The sequence below is a fragment of the Rubrivirga sp. SAORIC476 genome, assembly GCF_002283555.1.
In the GTDB taxonomy this organism is placed as follows: Bacteria; Bacteroidota; Rhodothermia; order Rhodothermales; family Rubricoccaceae; genus Rubrivirga.
In genome coordinates this window covers 915,623-933,492 of sequence record NZ_MVOI01000003.1, presented here as the reverse complement: position 1 = coordinate 933,492, position 17,870 = coordinate 915,623, and the positions used below count along the sequence as shown (strand labels likewise).

The following is a 17,870-nucleotide window of genomic DNA, read 5'->3' as shown; positions in this document are numbered from 1 at the left end:
CGCGGCGGGGTCAGCGGCCGACGCTCAGTGAGCGGCTCAGCGACGCCGACCCGGAGGTGAGGTGGACGACGTACACGCCAGCTGCGAGGGTGTCGGCCACGATCGGGACGGTGTGGGTGCCCGCGCTGTGCATCGAGTCGGCCAGGACGGCGATGCGGCGGCCGGACAGGTCCAGCACGTCGAGGCGGGCGTGATCCGGGGCGGGAAGCGAGTAGCGGATCGTCGCTCCGCCGCGCGTCGGGTTGGGGAACGGCGCGTCCAGCCTGAGGGAGCCCGTCTCGATCACGCCCTCGCCGGCCGTCGCTGCCTGGGCGTCCTCGACGGCCAGGAAGTCGACGCTCATGTAGTTCCACGAGCCTTCGAGCGCGATCTGGTTGGCGCCCGCCTGGAGCGGCACCTCCAGCCCGTGCTGCATCCACGTCGCGTTGTCGGGAGCTGTGAACACGATCGGCGTCCGCACCCCATTGACGATCAGGACCTGCGTCTTGGGCGACTCGTACGTCATCACGTACCCGACGCTGACGAGGTAGGACCCGGCGGCCTCGACGGTCACCGGCGGGAGCGTGACCGTCCACTGCTGGCGGAGGTCGAGGTAGGCGCCCCCGCTGGCGGCCGCGCTCGACGTGAGCGGCGTATGGCCGAACTCGTCGCTGCCGCCCTCCAGCGTCGCATCCTCCGCCTCGAACCGCACCAGCGAGCCATCGTCGACGAACACCGTCGCGAGCGGAGAGCGGACCGTCAGGCCCTCGGCGTCGACCACCTCGACGGCGACTTCGACACGGCCCGCGGCGCTCGGGGTCCACGACAGCTCGAACGGCGCTGCGTCGTCCGTCCCGATCTCCGTGCCGTCGGCGAAGAACGTCGCGGTCTGGACGCTCCCCGACACATCCGCGACGAGCGTGGTCGCCTGGCCTGCCGTCACCACGTTCCCCGTCCGAGGCGTCACCGAGGCGGTGGGGGGCACGACGGCCGAGACCTCGCCGTAGACGGCCACGTCGAACAGCGAGTAGCCGAACTGCTGGCCGTCGAAGTCGCGCCGCTCGATGCCCTGCATGCGCAGGTAGCGCGCAGGGGGCGACGTGTCGAGCACGATGTCGTCCACCTCGCCATCGCCCTCGTCCTCAGTGTAGACCGTCGTCCAGTTGACCCCGTCGAACGAGGCCTGGAGGGCGTACTTCGTCGCGTGAGCGGCCTCCCAGGTCAGGATCACGCGGTCCAGGTCGATTACGTTGCCCAGGTCCACGTCCAGCCACTCGTCGTCCGGCGTGCCGTCGTAGTTCGGGTCGTCCGGGCGGCCGTCCTGGCCGTCGCTCCACGCGCTCGCCCAGCGCGTCGTCAGGTCGCCGTCCACGGCGAACGCCGCCACGCGGGTCTCGCCACAGCACGCCTCCGCGGTGGAGGCCGTCGCGGGCTGGTCGCGAGCGCGGTTGATGAGCGTCGGGTCCAGGACCTCGACTGTGACCGTCTCCGTGAGCGTCTCGGCGTCGGCGTTGGTGGCCGTGAGCGTGTAGGTCGCGGTGGCGGTGGGGGAGACGGACTGGGAGCCTTCCAGCGCGACCGGGGCGCCGTCGAGCGTGACCGAGGCGGCCTCGAACACCTGCCACGAGAGGACCGTGCTCTGCCCCGCCTCGATGGTCGCGCGGGCCGACCCGAACGAGGCGATCGAGAAGCCGGGATTGACGACGGCCTCGAAGGGCGCTGCCGGGAAGCCGGCTGTGTTGGTCAGGTCGGCCGTCCCCGGGACGCCGGGGTTGCCCGGGTTGAACTGCCATGCGTAGCGGACCGTCGCGGGCGTGGTCACCGATGGGCTCGACACGAGCACGCGGTCGCCGTCGATCACGGCGTCGGCCCAGACGAAGACGCCGTCGGCCCCGGCGAGCGTGAAGCCGTCGAGGGTGCCGTCGGCGGTCGTCAGCCCGTCCGTGGCCCCGGTGAACGTGACGGCGACGGTCCCCTCCTCCAGCAACGCGTTGGCCGCGTAGCGCGGGCCGCCCGCGACGAGGTCCTCGCTGTAGACGACCTCGCGGACCACGAGCGCCAGCCGCTCGCCGACGGGCTTCTTGTTTCTCGGGTGGATGTCCACGGCCCCGGTCGCGTCGGGCAGGCCGGTGTCGATGGCGACCACCTCGCCCGTGGCGGGCAGGGCCAGCGCCTCGCTCTGCTCGGCCCGGAGGATGGGCCACGCGTCGAACGTCGGCGGGCCGCCCTCGTTCACCGTCTGCGGGTCCCCGAAGTTGGGCAACTGGACCCAGATGAACGGGACCTCGCCCTGGCCGAGCGCGTCGCGCCAGCCCGTGATCATCGTCCGGAAGAGGTCGCCGTAGGCCGCCGCGTCGTCCAGGTTGTCGGCGTTGGACTCGCCCTGGTACCACAGGACGCCCGCGACGGGGATGTCGAGCAACGGGACCATCATCTTGTTCCAGGCGACGGTCGGCTGGCGCTCGGGTTCGCCGCCTGCGAGCACCACGTCCTGCTCGTCGTAGCCGAGCATGGCCTCCGACATCCAGGTCTCGATCCGGCTCCCGCCGTACGACACGTTCAGGATGCCGATCGGGATGCCCAGTTCCGCGCGGAGGTCGCGCCCGGCGTAGTAGGCCACTGCCGAGAATGCGCCTGTCGCCGACGCCGAGGTCGCGCCTGCCCACGCGGCCCCGCTCGGCAGCGTATCGGACGGCTCGTTCGACAGCCCCTTCGGCACCTTGAACTGGCGCAGCATCGGGTCGTCGGCCGCCGCCGCCTCGGCCGCGCCGCCGTCGGTCTGGCTGAGCGGCCACTCCATGTTCGACTGGCCCGACGCCAGGAACACGTCGCCGACGTAGACGCTCCCCAGCGTCCGCGTCTGGGTGCCCGAGACGACGGTCATCACGAACGGTCCGCCTGCGGAGCGAGCGGGCAGGTCCACCCGCCAGCGGCCCGCGGCGTCGGCGGTCGTCGTGGTGGTGGTGCCGAGGAAGGTGACGGCCACCTCGGCGTCGGCCGCGGCCTGGCCCCAGACCGGAATGGGCCGGTCGCGCTGGAGCACCGCCCCGCTGGCGAGCGTGGGGAAGAGCTGGAGCTGTGCCGAGGCGGGCAGGGCGGCCAGCGCGAGGACGGCGAGCAGGAGGAGTCGGGTCATGGAGCAGCGGGGGCGGTCCGCCTCGGGGCCGAGGCGGGAGGGGTCAGTCGGCAGCGTTGAGGCGGCGCATGGCGTCGCGGAAGAGCGCGCCCTGGACCGTCGGCTCGAAGTCCCAGGACTGGATCATCTGGGGCGACCACTGCGGGTCGAAGACCCACGCGGCCCACGAGATGCCGCGGTCCTCGAAGAAGTCCACGATGGCGCGGCCGTAGGTCTCGTCGGAGATGACCGGGATGTGGGCGCCCGGGCCGTCGGCGCTCATGAAGCCGAACTCGGTGGCGAAGACGGGGTAGCGGTCGGCCACATAGCCCCAGGTCTCCTGCCACTGCGGCTCCCACGGCTGGTCGCGCTTCTGCGGGTAGGGGTGGGTCACGTAGGCGATGCCCTCGGCGCGGACGGGGTCATGCCGCACCGCCGACAAGTCGTAGGCCCAGTCCAGGCCGCCGACCAGCGGGATCGTCGCCGGGTCGTTGGCGCGGACGAGCGCGATCAGGTCCTCCATCAGCTCGCGGTGCTCGTGCCATGCCAGCCGCCCCATCGTGCTGCTCCAGCTCGTCGGCTCGTTGAACAGCTCGTAGAAGGCGACGGTCGAGGTGCCGGCGTAGCGCTGGGAGACGGTCCGCCAGAAGCGCGCCGTCTCGCCCTTCGAGGTCTCGTACATCGGGTGCTGGAAGACCTCCGTCCGCAGGTTGCCGATCGAGTGCCAGTCGATCACGACGTAGAGCCCGGCGGCCTCGGCCCACGCGACGGCCTCGTCGAGCAATTCGAGGTAGCCCGCCTCGCCGCGCGACCGCCACGCGCGGGGGTGGACCGGCAGGCGGACCACGTTGGCGCCCCAGTCGGCCAGTTCGTCGAACAGGGCGGGGCTCCACTGGCCCTCGGCCTCCAGCTTGTCGGGGTCGGCGATGGAGACGCCGCGGAAGACGACCGTCTCGCCGGCGTCGTCGACGAAGCGGTTGCCCTCGACGTGGACGGCGGGCAGGGCGTCTTGCGCCACGGTGGGCAGCGCGAGGGCGAGCAAAAGGGTGGGGAGGAGGACGCGCATGGAGATGGGGGCTGTCGGAGCGGTAGGGGGGCGAGTCAGTCGGAGGGAGCGTCGAAGTAGGCCGCGTACTCGCGTGGCATCCGGTCGAGCGGGCGGATCTCGACGTCCTTGAAGAAGACCTCGGCCGCCTCGCTCTGGAGCTGGATCCGGCCACCCGTCATCGGCCGCTCGGCCCCGTCATCGCCCACCTCGCGGAGGGCATCGAGCACCATCACCACGTGTCCGTTCACGATGTGGACGGCGCGGTCGCCGACGGTCACCAGTTCGAGCAGCGTCCACTCGCCGGCCGGGCTCTCGTGGTCGGCGCTCCGGAGGCAGAACCCCCCGAGCGGCGACCCGGCCCCGAACGGCCGGAACGGCTGGCGGACGCTCGCGATGGGGTCGATGTCGCCCTCCGGAGGGAACGCGCGGATGTCGGCGGCTGCGTTCGCGATGTTCCAATAGTCCCCCGTGTGGCCCTCCATGATCTGGAACTCCTGCGCGAGCATCCACGACCGCCACCAGTCGACGCCGGCCTCGCCCGTCGAGTGGTAGAGGACGCCGGAGTCGCGGAGCAGCGTCTCCCGAGGCGGCCAGACGGCCTCGCCCCAGCGTACCTTCAGCCGGAGGTGGTAGTCGGCGAACGCGCGCCGCGTGAACACGGCCCCGTAGACCTCGCCGCTGACGCGGAGGACCGGCTCGCCGTCTTCCATCACGACCGAGAACACGCCGTCCGGGTCGGTGTCGTACCCGACGGGGGAGAGCGGTTCGCCGTCCGGGCCGACGGGGGGCTGGCCGTCGTAGCCGGGTTGGTGACGGAAGCTGAGGTAGGTCCGCCACGCGGAGAGCTCGGCGTCGAGGAGCGATGTCCAACCGGTGTCCTGAGCGGCGACCGGGACGGAGGCGGCCAAGAGCACCGCGAGCGCGAGGGAAACGGGGAGGCGCGACATCACGAGAGGCAGGAGCGTGAGGGGCAGTGGAGGCGGGGTCAGTCGTTGAGGATCTGGTCGGCCGCGAGGGCGAGCAGCATGAAGTGGGTCGCGCCGCCGCCCATCACGTACTCGGCCTGCTGCCAGAGGTAGGGGTAGTCCTTGAGCTCCGGGAAGTCGGGCCGGATGAGCGCCGTGCCGGAGGCGACGCCGCCCGGGATGTAGGCGTAGTCGGCCCGGTTGAGGCCGTACCCGCGCTCCACCGAGGTCGCGCCGACGCCGCTCGCGAACGACGCCGTGTTGATGCCTGGGTGGACGCCCAGGATGAAGTTGAGCGCGTTGAGCGCGTAGTCCGCCGAGACGGCCTCGGGGAAGGCGCGGTGCAGGAACGCCTGCTGGACGCCGAACGCCTGGACGCCCCAGCCCGCGCCCCAGATGTAGGGCTCGTACGGGACGCCGTACGGCGTGCTCTGCTGCTGCTCGATCACGGTCGCCTGGTGCGCGGCGACCGCGGCGCCGACGGCCTGGCCGAAGGCATCCCCGAGGTGGGGGAGGGCGCGGCCGACCGTCCACCCGGTCCGCCCGACCTGGTCGACGATCTCGGCCTGGTGGGCGAGGAGCCAGTCGCGGTACGTGTCGTCGCCGGTCGTCAGCAGCAGCTCGACGGCGGCGGCGGTCTGCTCGGCGAACGCGCGCGCGGCGTCGCGCTCGACGGCCCACAGCGCCACGGCGGCGGCCTCGGCCTCGGCGGCAAGCGCTGGGTTGTGGTCCCGCAGCACGCGCCCGGCGATGGCGAGCGCCGCGATGCCCTTGAACTCGTGCCCGGCGTGCTGCTCCGTGAACACCCAGCGGTCGTCGGCCGGGGTCCCCGCCTCGGCGTCGTAGGGGAGGTTGTCGGTGCTGTTGGCGAAGTCGCCGATCATCCGGTACTGCGGCAGCGTCGGCACGATGACGCCGCGGTAGAAGCGGCCCAGCGAGCGGACGCCCCCCACGATGTTCAGCGTCCCGTGCTCGATCTGCTGGAGCACGTCCGGCACGCCGTCGGGCTGGTGGATCCGGGCGATCCGCTCGTCCTGGCGGATGGTCGTGTTGTCGTAGTCGCGGAGCGCGGCGAAGGCCTCGTAGGACGCCGCGAGCACCCACACCTCGTCGGCCTGCGACTCGATGCGCAAGTCGTCGTCGCCCGCGTCGTGCCAGCCGCCCACGTCGAGGTTCGGGACGCGCTGGCCGGGCTCGAACGGCGCCAGCAGGTCCGGGCCCTGGACGTAGCCGTCGAAGTGGTTGATGTCGGCCGGCGCCATGCGGGCGTCGTCGAGGTGGCAGACGCCGTGCCACACGCGGTAGGGGTCCTCGACGCGCATGTGGCACATCTGGACCGGCAGGAAGGTGTCGACCGTCGGCTGCCACACGTCGCGGCCGTAGACGGTCGCGTCGATCTCGAAGGCGTGCGTCCGCTCGCCGCGGTACTCGACGGCGTAGAGGCCGGGTTCGGTCACGTCCGAGAAGTCGAACAGGCGGTACTGGTAGCGCAAGAAGTCGCCGTCCCACATCGCGGGCTCGGCCTCCGTCACGACCTCGGCCCCGTCGGCCCCGAGGCGGACCAGCCGGGCCGTAGTCGTCTCGGTGTCGCGTGCGTCGTGCTCGATCACGGCCACCTTGCGCTGCGCCGGGTGGTAGCCGACCTGCGAGACCTGCACGACCGGCGCGTACTGCCATCCGTCGATCACGTGCGGGCGGAACGTCCACTCGATCGCGCCCGTGGTGGCGCGGGCGGGGACCAGCTCGCGGACGACGAACCAGCCGTTGTTGTGCTGATTCCGCCCGTCGAGCAACGCCATCGAGCCCGTCTGGCTGGTGATGGTCATGCGGAGCGCGTCGTCCTCGGGGGCGATCGTCAGGGCCGGGCCGGTCGCGAACGGGAGCGCCTGCGCGACGCCCGCCGCGTCGACCTCCATCGGCCCGTTCGGCTGGCGGGGGAACTGGCCCGCGACGTCGCCCATGATCCAGCCGGCGCCGAACAGGTCGACGGGGTACAGCTCCAGGTTGAACCCGACGACACCGACGTAGGCGGCCGGCAGCGGCTCATCCAGATCCACCGTCACCACGACCGCGTCGCCTTGGGCGCGGGCGCGGACGGTGTAGCTCATCTCGAGGTCCGGGTACACGATCGGGTTGAAGCCCGTCCGGTTCTTGCCGGGGTCCGGGTACGAGAGCCGCGTCACGATCTCGCCGCCGACGACCTCACGGCTGTCCTGCTTGGGCACCGGGTCCCACTGGCCGGGCGTCGCGTTCAGGCGGAGGTCGCCGTTGGCCGCGATCCGGATGCCGTGCTGGACGAGCGTGATGCCGCCCTGGTGGCCGTCGGGGTAGAAGTCCTGGAACGCCATCACGCTCACGCCGCCGCGCTCGAAATAGCCGGCGTCGGTGAGCTGGAAGCCCGGCGTCTGCGCGTGGGCGGCGAGCGCGAGCAAGGCGAGGGCCGGGGCGAGGGAGCGGAGGGTCATCGAACGACGGTGTTGCTGACGAAGGCGACGTGCCGGCTGTCGGGCGACCACGACGGCACGTTGATCGTCCCCTGGCCGCCATACAGGGTCGCCAGCACCCGCGGCTCGCCGCCCGAGGCGGGCATGATGCGCAACATCACGCGCTCGTAGAACGGGTGGTCGGACGGGTCCACCTCGGGCGGGAACGACAGGAACACGATCCACTGGCCGTCGGGCGAGACGTGGGGAAACCAGTTGTTGAAGCCGTCGTCGGTGAGCGGCCGCTGATTGGCCCCGTCGGCGTCCATCTGCCAGAGCTGCATGCGCCCGGAGCGGACCGAGTTGAACACGATGGACCGGCCGTCAGGCGTGTACTCCGAGCCGTCGTCCAGGCCGGGGGCCGTCGTCAGCCGCTCCTCGGCGCCACCGGCCGACGGGATGCGGTAGATGTCGTAGTTGCCGTCGCCCCGCTCGGCGGTGTAGGTCAGGGTCTGCCCGTCGGGCGACCAGCCATGGAGGTACGACGGGCCGTTCTCGGTGACGAGCGTCGGCGTGCCGCCTTCGACCGGGACCGTGTAGATCAGCGACTGACCGTCGCGGTCAGCCGCGTGGTGGCTGATGGCGAGCGTGGTCCCGTCGAAGGAGAGGGCGTGGTCGTTGTTGTTGGCCGTCGCGAAGCCGGTGTCGATCGCCTCGGGCGTGTGGCGGGCGAGGTCGTAGCGGTAGAGGCGGCCGTCCTGGTTGTAGATCAGGGCCTCGCCATCGGCGGTCCAGTTGGGCGCCTGGATCGCTTCGGGCGACTGGTAGCGCAGCGTTCGGTGGCCGGTCGCCACGTCGACCGTTTCGAGGCGGCTGCCGATGTAGTCCTGGTACGGGCGGAAGCCGTCCGGTGCCGGGATCGTGACGCGGACGTTGCGGAAGACGGCCGTCTCGCGCACGTCGGGGTTGTGCGAGCACACGAACAGGCCCGCGAGCACGTCGTCGCCGAGGTGGACGCCCTCCAGCGTCTCGCTCACGAACGACTCGCCGCGCCGCGCGACGGACATCGTGTAGACGCCCGCCTTCCGCTCCAGCCGGATCACGTCGGGTGCCGTGAGCGACGAGACCACCTCGGCAGTCGTGTCGGCGACGGCGCGGCGATACTGCATCGAGGTCAGCCCGTCGCCGTGGACCGCGACGTCGACATAGGGCGCGTCGGCTTCGAGCCCGCTGCGGACGATCCAGCCCAGCTTGCGATGCGGGTCGACGCCCTCGCCCTCGAACGCCGCCTCGGCGGTCAGGATGAAGTCGCCCGACAAGCGCGTCCAGGCGAACTGGAACTCGTCGCGGCGGGCCCACATGTTGACGCCGGCGCCGGTGATCGTGTAGGTCTGGGTGGCAGCGTCGTAGGCCGTCGCGCCCGGGAGCGCGGGCTGGCCGATGTCGCCGGCGTGGTCGAAGGCTCCGGTCATCGGGGTCTGGGCGGAGGCCGCCGCAGCCAGCAGGAAACCCAGCGGGAGGGCGAAACGGCGGATCATGGGCGGCGGGGGTTGGAAGCGCTTGCGGTTGAAGGTATTCTATTTCGTCCACTCGATTGACAAAACCCGCCATGGACCGCCGCGCCTTTCTCGGAACCGCCTCCACAGCCGCCGTCGCGGCCTCCCTGACCGGCTGCGCCTCGGGCGCGGCGTCGGCCCGGTCGATGACCGAGGCGGGGGACCTGGCCGCGCGCTCGACCGACGGCGAGGTGATCGTCAGCCGGCCCGGCGCGCTGCCCGGTACGCACACCCAGCCGCGCATTCCACGCTGGCGCGGCTTCAACCTGACCGAGCTGACCGGCGGCGACCGCGAGGCGCGCTTCGTGGAGACCGACTTCGCGTGGATCGCCGAACTGGGCTTCGACTTCGTCCGCATCCCCATGTCCTACTGGGCGTGGTCCTCGCCGGACGACTGGATGACGATCGACGAGGAGGCGCTGACGACGGTCGACCAGGCCGTCGAGTGGGGCGAGAAGTACGGGCTCCACGTCAACCTCAACCTGCACCGCATCCCCGGCTACTGCGTCAACCGGCGCGAGCTGGAGCCGCACCTGCTGTTCGACAGCCCGCGCGCCGAGATGGAACTGGCGATGGACGCCGCGACGCTCCACTGGCAGACGCTCGCCGAGCGCTACGCCCACACCTCGAACCAGCGGGTGAGCTACGACCTGTTCAACGAGCCGCCGTGGAGCTACCAGGACCAGAGCCGCTACGTCGAGGTCGCCACGCGCCTCGTGACGGCCATCCGCGACATCGACCCGGACCGCCTGATCGTGGCCGACGGCGCTGACATCGGGCAGACGCCGGTGCCGGGCATCGTGCCGCTGGGCCTCGTGCAGAGCACACGCGGCTACCTGCCCAAGATGATCTCGCACTACACGGCGACCTGGGTGCCCGAGAACGAGTTCGAGAGCTTTGAGATGCCCGTCTGGCCGATGACCGACGCCGACGGGGTCCGCTGGGACCGTGACCTGCTGCGCGAGAAGCTGGTCGACGTCTGGCGGCCGCTCGTGGCGCAGGGCGTGCCGGTCCACGTCGGTGAGTGGGGCTGCTACAACAAAACGCCCCACGCGGCCTGCCTCGGGTGGATGGAGGACGTGACGAGCGTCTGGCGCGAGATGGGCTGGGGCTGGGCGATGTGGAATTTCCGGGGCTCCTTCGGCATCCTCGACAGCGGTCGCGAGGACGTGGCCTACGAGGACTTCCGCGGACACCAGCTCGACCGCGCCATGGCCGACCTCCTGCTCGCCAGCTGACGCCGCTCCCGTTTCCCGACTGCATCCCGCCACCGTTCGACATGAGAATCCCTCTGCTTCTGCTCGCCGTCCTCCTGTTCGCCGCGCCCGGCCGCGCCCAGTCCGACGTGCCCATCGAGGCGGAGGGGGGCACGCTCACGGGCGCCGCCGCCGTCGCCACGACGCGCGCGGGCTACTCCGGGGCAGGCTACGTCACCGGCCTCGACCAGCCCGGCGACAGCCTCGCGATCTCCTTCGAGGGCACGGGTGACTTCGTCCAGCTTCGCCTCGCCGTCGCCGGGGACAGCCGGTTCGGGGCGTACGAGGCGCGCCTCGACGGTGAGGTCGTCGGAGGCGGCAACGTGACCACGGGCGGCAGCTTCCGCGAGCTGGTGATCGACGAGCGGCGCCTGAGCGCAGGGCCGCACACCCTCACCATCCACGGCACGTTCGACGTGGACTACCTCGTGCTCACGCCGACGGCCTACGAGGGGCCGGCCCTCCCACCGCCGGTGCTCTCGGACCCCGACGCGACGCCCGCCACGGAGGCCCTGTTCGCCTTCCTGCTCGACATCTACGGCGAGCACGTGCTTGCGGGCCAGCAGGACGGCTACCAGAACGGCGGCCCGTCGACGCGCGAGATCGACTACGTTACGGCGCAGACCGGCAAGGAGCCCGCGGTCGGGGCCTTCGACCTGATCAACTACTCGCCCTCGCGGCGCCAGTACGGGGCGAACCCGACCGGCTGGGCCGAGCACTGGATCGACTGGGCCGGGACCGACGGCATCGTCACGCTGATGTGGCACTGGAACGCGCCGACGGACCTGCTCAACACGAGCGACCAGCCGTGGTGGCGCGGCTTCTACACCGAGGCCACCACCTTCGACGTGGAGGCGGCGCTGGCCGAGGGGCCCGGTGGGGAGAACTACGACCTGCTGCTCCGCGACATCGACGCGATCGCGGTCGAACTCCAGAAGTTCGAGGATGCCGATGTGCCGGTGCTCTGGCGCCCGCTCCACGAGGCGTACGGCCGCTGGTTCTGGTGGGGGGCCAAGGGGCCTGCGCCGTACGTCGCGCTGTGGCGGCTGATGTACGAGCGACTGGTGGACCACCACGGGCTCCACAACCTGATCTGGGTCCACACGCACCGTCCCGAGGACGGCGACCAGGCGGCGTGGTACCCCGGCGACGACGTGGTCGACGTGGTCGGCGTGGACAAGTACGAGGATAACCCGGAGGCGGTCTTCCAGAGCACCTGGGCGAAGCTCCAGGAGCAGTTCGGGGCCAACAAGCTGGTCGCCCTGACCGAGTCCGGCACGCTGCCCGACATGTCGCGCTCGGTCGACTTCGGCGTGACGTGGAGCTGGTTCGCGATCTGGGAGGGGGACTTCATCCGTGACCTCGACCCGGACCGGCTGACGGACATCTACACGAGCGAGGCCGTCCTCACGCGCGACGAACTGCCCGACTGGCGCAGCTACGTGCTCGCCACGGCGGCCGACGCCACGCCCACGGCCGACCTCGACCGGTTGACGCTGGCGCCCAACCCGAGCGCGGGCCGCCCGACACTCCGCCTCGACCTCGGCGCGTCCGCCGAGGTGACCGTCGACGTGTTCGACGTGACCGGCCGCTCGGTCCTCCGCCAGTCCCTCGGCACCCAGCCCGCCGGGCCGCTCGCCGTTCCGCTCCACGTCGATTCGAGCGGCACCTACCTCGTCCGCGTGACGGCCGGCGACCGCGTGGTGCGGGGCCGGTTCGTCGTCGTCCGCTGATGCTCATGCGCTCTCTGCTCCTCGCCGTCCTGCTCGTCGGCACCGTCCACGCCCAGCCCGAGGCGGGGCCGCTCACACCCGACGTCCGCGCCGCGCTGGCAGAGGAGGTGGAGGTGGGGCTCCATCAGGTGCTCGCCGCGTGGTACCCGCGCGCCGTCGACCGCGAGGCCGGCGGCTTCCTGAGCCGCTTCGACGCCGAGTGGCAGCCGGTCGGCGACCAGCAGAAGATGGTCGTCACCCAGGCCCGTCACACGTGGACGACGGCCCAGGCGGCGATGTGGACCGGCGACCCGGCCTACGCCGAGATGAGCCTGCACGGCGTCGCCTTCCTGCGCGACGCGATGTGGGACGCCGAGTACGGCGGCTTCTACTGGCTCGTCACGCGCGACGGCACGCCGATCCCGGAGGGCGACGGGCCGATCGTCAAACAGGCCTACGGCAATGCATTCGGCATCTACGGGCTGGCCGCGGCGCATGCGGCGACCGACGACGACGACGCGCTGGCGCTGGCCCAGGAAGCGTTTGGGTGGCTCGATGCGCACGCCTACGACCCGGTGCACGGCGGCTACTTCAACTACCTCACGCGCGAGGGCGAGCCCCTCCGTGCCGGGCTGGGGCGCACACCGCCCAAGGACCAGAACTCGTCGATCCACATCCTGGAGGCGTTCACCGAGCTCTACCACGTCTGGCCCGATCCCACGTTGCGCGACCGGATCGAGGAGATGCTCGTCCTGATCCGCGACCGCATCACCGTCGACCCCGGCACGCTGACGCTGTTCTCGACCGAGGACTGGACACCCGTCTCGTACCGCGACTCGGCCGCAGCCGTCCGCGAGGCGAACTGGTACTACGACCACGTCTCGTTCGGACACGACGTGGAGACGGCCTACCTGATGCTGGAGGCCGCCCACGCCATCGGGCTCGACGCGGCCCCCACCCTCGCGGCCGGGCAGCGGATGCTCGACCACAGCCTCGCCACCGGATGGGACCCGGCGAACGCGGGCTTCGTGGAGGCGGGCTACATCTACGCCGACGGCGACCCGCTGGTGGTGGTCGACGCGACCAAGAACTGGTGGGCGCAGGCCGAGGGCCTCAACACGCTGCTCCTCTTCGGCGACATCGTCCCGGCGGAGCGGGCGCGCTATCACGACCGCTTCGTGCAGATGTGGGGCCTGATCCAGGGCTACCTCGTCGACCACGGGCGCGGCGGCTGGTACGCGGGCACGCTCGACCGCCAGCCCCACCTCCGCGAGGCCGACAAGGGCTCCATCTGGAAAGGCCCGTACCACAACGTCCGCGCTCTGATGAACGTCGCCCGTCGCCTGCGTGGCGAAGGGGAGTAGACTCGCACCCTGTCGCCTCATGCCCCGAGTCCTCGCCCTCCTCGCCGTGTCTTTTCTGACCGCCACCGGGTGCGCCTCGGGGATGAACCGAACCGACTCGCCGGAGACCGTCGCCGCCGCCGACCCGCGCATCCAGATCATGGGCCGCCACGTCGCCGAGGTGGACGGCGCCGTCGCGTTCGCAGCGTCCGGCGTCACGTTCACGGTCCGGTTCGAGGGGACCCGGCTGACGGCCCGGCTGGACGACGAACTCCGCGGGGGGACCGAGCACAACTGGTTTACGGTGGTCGTCGATGGGGGACCGCCGGTCCGCGTTCGAACGCGCGCGGAACAGGACATCTACGTGCTGGCCGAGGGGCTCGCGCCCGGCGAGCACACCGTCGTGCTGAGCAAGGCGACCGAGGGGCAGAATGGCCACAACCGCCTCGTCTCGGTCACCGCCGACGCGATTCTGCCCGCGCCGCCGCTGCCCGAGCGCCGCATCGAGTACATCGGCGACTCCATCACGAGCGGCTACGGCGCCGACCCCGAGCCGGTCGCCTGCGGCGACGGGACGTGGTACGACCCGACGCACGCCTGGGTCGCCTACGGACCCCGCCTCGCCCGTCGCCTGGACGCCCAGTGGATGCTCAGCTCGGTGTCGGGCATGGGGATGCACCGCAACTGGAACACGCTGTCTCCGGTCATGCCGGACGTGTACGACGGCGTGTTCATGGAGACCTCGGCCGACCTCACGCCGTGGGACTTCGACCGCTACCGGCCGGACCTCGTGGTCGTCGCCCTGGGCACCAACGACTTCTCCGACGGCGACGGCGAGATGCCCCGCGAAGCCCTCAACGGCGACGTGTTCGTGGACGCCTACGCCCGGTTCCTCGCCCACGTCCGCGACCGGTACCCCGATGCCCCGATGCTGCTCGTGAACAGCCCCGTCTTCGAGGGCGAGCAGAAGGCCCGTCTGGCGGGCTACCTCGACCGGGTCATGGCCCGGCGAGCGGCCGAGGGCGACACGGCCGTATCCACGTTCACCTACGCGGGCCGCTACGTCTCCGGCTGCGACGGTCACCCCGGCCTCGGCGACCACGCGGCCATGGCCGACGAACTGGAGCCGACGGTCCGCGCGCTGACTGGCTGGTAGCGGCGCTCAGCTCAGCCCGCCCGGACGCTTGAAGGCCGAGCCGGTGCCGTTGTCGTCCATCACGGCCGCGTCGGTCGAGTCGGCGCGACGCAGGGAGGTGCGCTGGAGCGGCGCGAAGGCGTGGTAGAGGGGCAGCGAGGCCACCCCGAGCGCCCCGGCGTCGGCGCCTGCGGTGGCGAGGCGGATCGACGGCGCTTCGAGACCACCGGGCACCACGGCGGCACCGAGGTGGGCGCGGGCCCGCTCCAGCAGGCGCTCCAGCAGCCGGTCCGGCCACCGCCCGCCGACGAACGTGGCCTCCGGGTCGAGGATCGCGCGGACCGTGAACAGGAGCCCGGCGAGTTCGTCGGCCGCCTCGGCGAACCACGCCTCGAAGGCGGGCTCGCTCGCGTCGTGGAGTGCGAGCAGGTCGTCCGGGGTGGCGGCGTCGACGCCGGCCGCTGCCAGTCGCTGGTAGAGCAACCCGATGTTGAACAGCTCGCCTACGTGCGTCGGGCCGTCCTCCACCCGGCCGCGGCGCGGGGAGAGGTAGCCGATCTCGCCCGCGTTGCCCGTGTGGCCGTCGAACGGGGCGCCCTGGACCACGAGGCCCCCGCCGAGGCCGCTGCCGAGGTACACGTAGAAGAACGTCGAGAGGTGGCGCCCGGCGCCGTACCAGTGCTCGCCGAGCGCCGCCGCGGTGGCGTTGTTCTCGATGAACACCGGCAGCCCGATCCGCTCGTGGAGCTGCTCAGCGAGCGGCACGTCGTGCCACTCCGGAAAGGCGATCGGGCTGACCAGGTAGGTCTCGTCCGGTCCCGGCCGCATCGGGCCCGGAATGCCCACCCCGACGCCCCAGATCTGGTCCATCCGCAGCCCCAGCTCGGCGGCGAGCGCGTGCGTCGTCTCGGCGCAGAGGTCGAGCGCGGCGGCGGGGGAGGCCAGCGACACCTCGTGGTGGATGCGCGCCCGCGCCACGCCCGCCAGGTCCACCAGAACCGCCGTGAAGTGGTCCGTGTCGAGGTCGAGGCCGACCGCGAAGGCGGCGTCTGGGTTGACCTCGAGCTGGATCGGCGGCGCGCCGCGGCTGCCGGTGGCGCGGGCCGTCTCGACCACCAGCCCCGCGTCGATGAGCTGGCGGACGAGGTTGGAGATCGTCTGGGCCGTCAGACCGGTCCGCCGCGCCACGTCGGCGCGCGAGATCGGCGCGAACAGCCGGATGGTCTCGTGGACGATCTGGAGGTTGTGCCGCTTGGCGTGGGTGAGGTTCGTTCCGGTCAGCATGAGCAGCAGGGCTCCGCGAACGTACGACGGCCCACCAATCGAGACGAGACGACTCAATAGTCAAAAACTTTGATTTATTGATTCCGACGGGCTAGCTTCGGCGGAAGCGCTTCTCCCCGCCCTGCCGATGGCCCTCCACCCGATCGACCTGTTCATCATCGCCGCCTACGTCGTGGCGACGGTCGGGATCGGCTTCTGGATTTCCCGGAAGGCGTCCAAGAGCATCCAGAGCTATTTCCTCGGCGGCAACGAGATCCCGTGGTACGCGCTCGGCCTGTCGAACGCCTCGGGCATGTTCGACATCTCGGGCACGATGTGGCTCGTCTACCTGCTGTTCGTCTATGGGATGAAGAGCGTCTGGGTGCCGTGGCTGTGGCCGGTCTTCAACCAGATCTTCCTGATGGTCTACCTGTCGGTCTGGCTGAGGCGGTCGGGCGTGATGACGGGCGCCGAGTGGATCCGCTTCCGGTTCGGGGACGGGCAGGGGGCGAAGCTGTCCCACCTGGTGGTGGTGCTGTTCGCGCTGATCAACGTGGTCGGCTTCCTGGCCTACGGCTTCATCGGCATCGGCCAGTTCGCGGCGGCCTTCCTGCCGTTCCAACTCGCCGCCGACGCCACCACGAACGCCAACCTGTGGGGCCTCGCCATCACGGCCATCGCCACGCTCTATGTGGTCAAGGGCGGGATGTTCAGCGTCGTGTTCACGGAGGTGCTCCAGTTCGGCATCATGACGGTCGCGTGCCTCTGGGTGGGCGGCATCGCGATGGCGCAGGTCTCGCCGGAGTTGCTCAACGCGGCCGTGCCCGAGGGCTGGCGCTCGCTCTGGTTCGGCTGGAGCCTGGACCTCGACTGGGCCACGCTGCTGCCCTCGGCCAACGAGAAGATCGCGGCCGACGGCTACACGATGTTCGGGGCCTTCTTCATGATGATGCTGTTCAAGGGCGTGCTCTCCAGCATGGCCGGGCCCGCGCCGAACTACGACATGCAGCGGATCCTGTCCGCGCGGACGCCGAAGGAGGCGGCCAAGATGAGCGGGCTGGTGAGCCTCGTCCTGATGGTGCCCCGCTACATGCTCATCACCGGGCTGACGGTGCTGGCGCTCGTGTTCTTCCGCGACGAACTCGGCGCGATGGGCTCGGACGTCAACTTCGAGCTGATCCTGCCCTTCACGATGCGGGAGTTCATCCCGACGGGCCTGCTGGGTCTGCTGATCGCGGCGCTGCTGGCGGCCTTCATGAGCACCTACGCCGCGACGGTCAACGCCGCGCCGGCCTACATCGTCAACGACGTCTACAAGCGCTACATCAACCCGGACGCGCCCGAGAAGACGTACGTCCGCATGAGCTACCTCGTGTCGATCATCGTCGTCATCATCGGGACGGCGTTCGGCTTCGTGGCCCAGAACCTGAACGAGATCGTCCAGTGGCTCGTCGGCGCGCTGTACGGCGGCTATGCGGCGTCTAACATGCTCAAGTGGCACTGGTGGCGGTTCAACAGCTACGGCTACTTCTGGGGGATGCTCGCGGGCATCATCGCGGCCGGGATCGCGGCGCCCGTGATGGGCCTGCTCGGGCTGGACTTCGGCGCGGCGACGCCGCTCTACGCCTTCCCGTTGATCCTGGCGCTGTCGCTGGCGGGCTGCATCGCGGGCAGCCTGCTGACGGCGCCCGACCCGCCGGAGGTGCTGCGTGACTTCTACCTGAAGGTCCGCCCGTGGGGCTTCTGGGGGCCGGTCCACGCCGCCGTCGTGGCCGACCACCCGGAGATCGAGGCCAACAAGGACTTCCGTCGCGACATGGTGAACGTGCTCATCGGCATCGTGTGGCAGACCGGGCTGGTGGCCATCGGCATCCTGATCGTGCTGGAGGACATCGGCGCGCTGGCCGTCGCGGTCGGCGTGGTGGTCGTGACGAGCGCGCTCCTGAAGGTCAACTGGTACGACAAGCTGGAGGATTACCCCGAGCAGCCCGACCTAGGCGACGCCGCGACCACGGGCACGCCCGGCGCGGCAGGGACGGCCTCGGCGCCCCTCGACACCCCGGTCCCCGCGTGAC

Annotated in this window: 11 protein-coding genes; 5 read left to right on the top strand and 6 right to left on the bottom strand. The window is 71.0% G+C overall.

The annotated features are described in order from the left end of the window. Window positions 1-10 precede the first annotated feature (10 nt). Genes B1759_RS05750 through B1759_RS05730 form a run of 5 tightly spaced genes read right to left on the bottom strand, consistent with a single transcriptional unit; the run spans window position 11 to window position 9,068 of the window. Window positions 11-3,115 carry a sialate O-acetylesterase gene (locus B1759_RS05750; RefSeq protein ID WP_095514072.1) on the bottom strand — a complete coding sequence of 1,035 codons (3,105 nt, stop codon included), beginning with the start codon at window positions 3,113-3,115 and terminating at the stop codon, window positions 11-13. A 43-nt stretch (window positions 3,116-3,158) separates the two neighbouring features. After that, window positions 3,159-4,160, bottom strand: coding sequence for a glycoside hydrolase family 5 protein (locus tag B1759_RS05745; RefSeq protein WP_095514071.1), 1,002 nt, complete (start codon window positions 4,158-4,160; stop codon window positions 3,159-3,161). Between the two features lie 35 nt (window positions 4,161-4,195). Further along, a complete protein-coding gene (locus tag B1759_RS05740) occupies window positions 4,196-5,089 on the bottom strand; it encodes a DUF1080 domain-containing protein (protein ID WP_095514070.1) in 894 nt (297 codons plus the stop codon). Between the two features lie 38 nt (window positions 5,090-5,127). Then, window positions 5,128-7,572: a glycoside hydrolase family 9 protein gene (locus B1759_RS05735; protein ID WP_095514069.1), complete on the bottom strand. Its 2,445-nt coding sequence runs from the start codon at window positions 7,570-7,572 to the stop codon at window positions 5,128-5,130. Next, window positions 7,569-9,068, bottom strand: coding sequence for a TolB family protein (locus tag B1759_RS05730; protein WP_095514068.1), 1,500 nt, complete (start codon window positions 9,066-9,068; stop codon window positions 7,569-7,571). The genes B1759_RS05735 and B1759_RS05730 overlap by 4 nt, the downstream gene beginning before the upstream one ends. A 71-nt stretch (window positions 9,069-9,139) precedes the next feature. On the opposite strand from B1759_RS05730, the gene B1759_RS05725 reads away from it, so the two are divergent. From B1759_RS05725 to B1759_RS05710, 4 genes are read left to right on the top strand one after another with little or no spacing between them, the layout of a single operon-like run. Continuing rightward, complete coding sequence (locus tag B1759_RS05725; protein WP_198948762.1) at window positions 9,140-10,324, top strand: glycoside hydrolase family 5 protein; 1,185 nt, start codon at window positions 9,140-9,142, stop codon at window positions 10,322-10,324. 41 nt (window positions 10,325-10,365) lie between these two features. Next, window positions 10,366-12,075, top strand: a complete 1,710-nt coding sequence (locus B1759_RS05720; protein ID WP_095514067.1) for a glycosyl hydrolase — start codon at window positions 10,366-10,368, stop codon at window positions 12,073-12,075. A gap of 5 nt (window positions 12,076-12,080) precedes the next feature. Beyond that, window positions 12,081-13,418, top strand: a complete 1,338-nt coding sequence (locus B1759_RS05715) for an AGE family epimerase/isomerase (RefSeq protein WP_158225137.1) — start codon at window positions 12,081-12,083, stop codon at window positions 13,416-13,418. 19 nt (window positions 13,419-13,437) lie between these two features. Next, complete coding sequence (locus tag B1759_RS05710) at window positions 13,438-14,553, top strand: SGNH/GDSL hydrolase family protein (RefSeq protein WP_095514065.1); 1,116 nt, start codon at window positions 13,438-13,440, stop codon at window positions 14,551-14,553. Between the two features lie 6 nt (window positions 14,554-14,559). Here B1759_RS05710 and B1759_RS05705 read toward each other — a convergent pair whose 3' ends face one another. Continuing rightward, a complete protein-coding gene (locus B1759_RS05705) occupies window positions 14,560-15,816 on the bottom strand; it encodes an ROK family transcriptional regulator (RefSeq protein WP_095514064.1) in 1,257 nt (418 codons plus the stop codon). A gap of 127 nt (window positions 15,817-15,943) precedes the next feature. Here B1759_RS05705 and B1759_RS05700 point away from each other — a divergent pair, with 127 nt between their 5' ends. Continuing rightward, window positions 15,944-17,869, top strand: a complete 1,926-nt coding sequence (locus tag B1759_RS05700) for a sodium:solute symporter family protein (protein WP_095514063.1) — start codon at window positions 15,944-15,946, stop codon at window positions 17,867-17,869. Window position 17,870: the final 1 nt, after the last annotated feature.

Coding starts and splice junctions, on each gene's coding strand:
- B1759_RS05725 (WP_198948762.1), top strand. CDS start 9,140: ATGGACCGCCGCGCCTTTCTCGGAACCGCCTCCACAGCCGCCGTCGCG.
- B1759_RS05710 (WP_095514065.1), top strand. CDS start 13,438: ATGCCCCGAGTCCTCGCCCTCCTCGCCGTGTCTTTTCTGACCGCCACC.
- B1759_RS05715 (WP_158225137.1), top strand. CDS start 12,081: ATGCGCTCTCTGCTCCTCGCCGTCCTGCTCGTCGGCACCGTCCACGCC.
- B1759_RS05750 (WP_095514072.1), bottom strand. CDS start 3,115: ATGACCCGACTCCTCCTGCTCGCCGTCCTCGCGCTGGCCGCCCTGCCC.
- B1759_RS05720 (WP_095514067.1), top strand. CDS start 10,366: ATGAGAATCCCTCTGCTTCTGCTCGCCGTCCTCCTGTTCGCCGCGCCC.
- B1759_RS05700 (WP_095514063.1), top strand. CDS start 15,944: ATGGCCCTCCACCCGATCGACCTGTTCATCATCGCCGCCTACGTCGTG.
- B1759_RS05740 (WP_095514070.1), bottom strand. CDS start 5,089: ATGTCGCGCCTCCCCGTTTCCCTCGCGCTCGCGGTGCTCTTGGCCGCC.
- B1759_RS05730 (WP_095514068.1), bottom strand. CDS start 9,068: ATGATCCGCCGTTTCGCCCTCCCGCTGGGTTTCCTGCTGGCTGCGGCG.
- B1759_RS05745 (WP_095514071.1), bottom strand. CDS start 4,160: ATGCGCGTCCTCCTCCCCACCCTTTTGCTCGCCCTCGCGCTGCCCACC.
- B1759_RS05735 (WP_095514069.1), bottom strand. CDS start 7,572: ATGACCCTCCGCTCCCTCGCCCCGGCCCTCGCCTTGCTCGCGCTCGCC.
- B1759_RS05705 (WP_095514064.1), bottom strand. CDS start 15,816: ATGCTGACCGGAACGAACCTCACCCACGCCAAGCGGCACAACCTCCAG.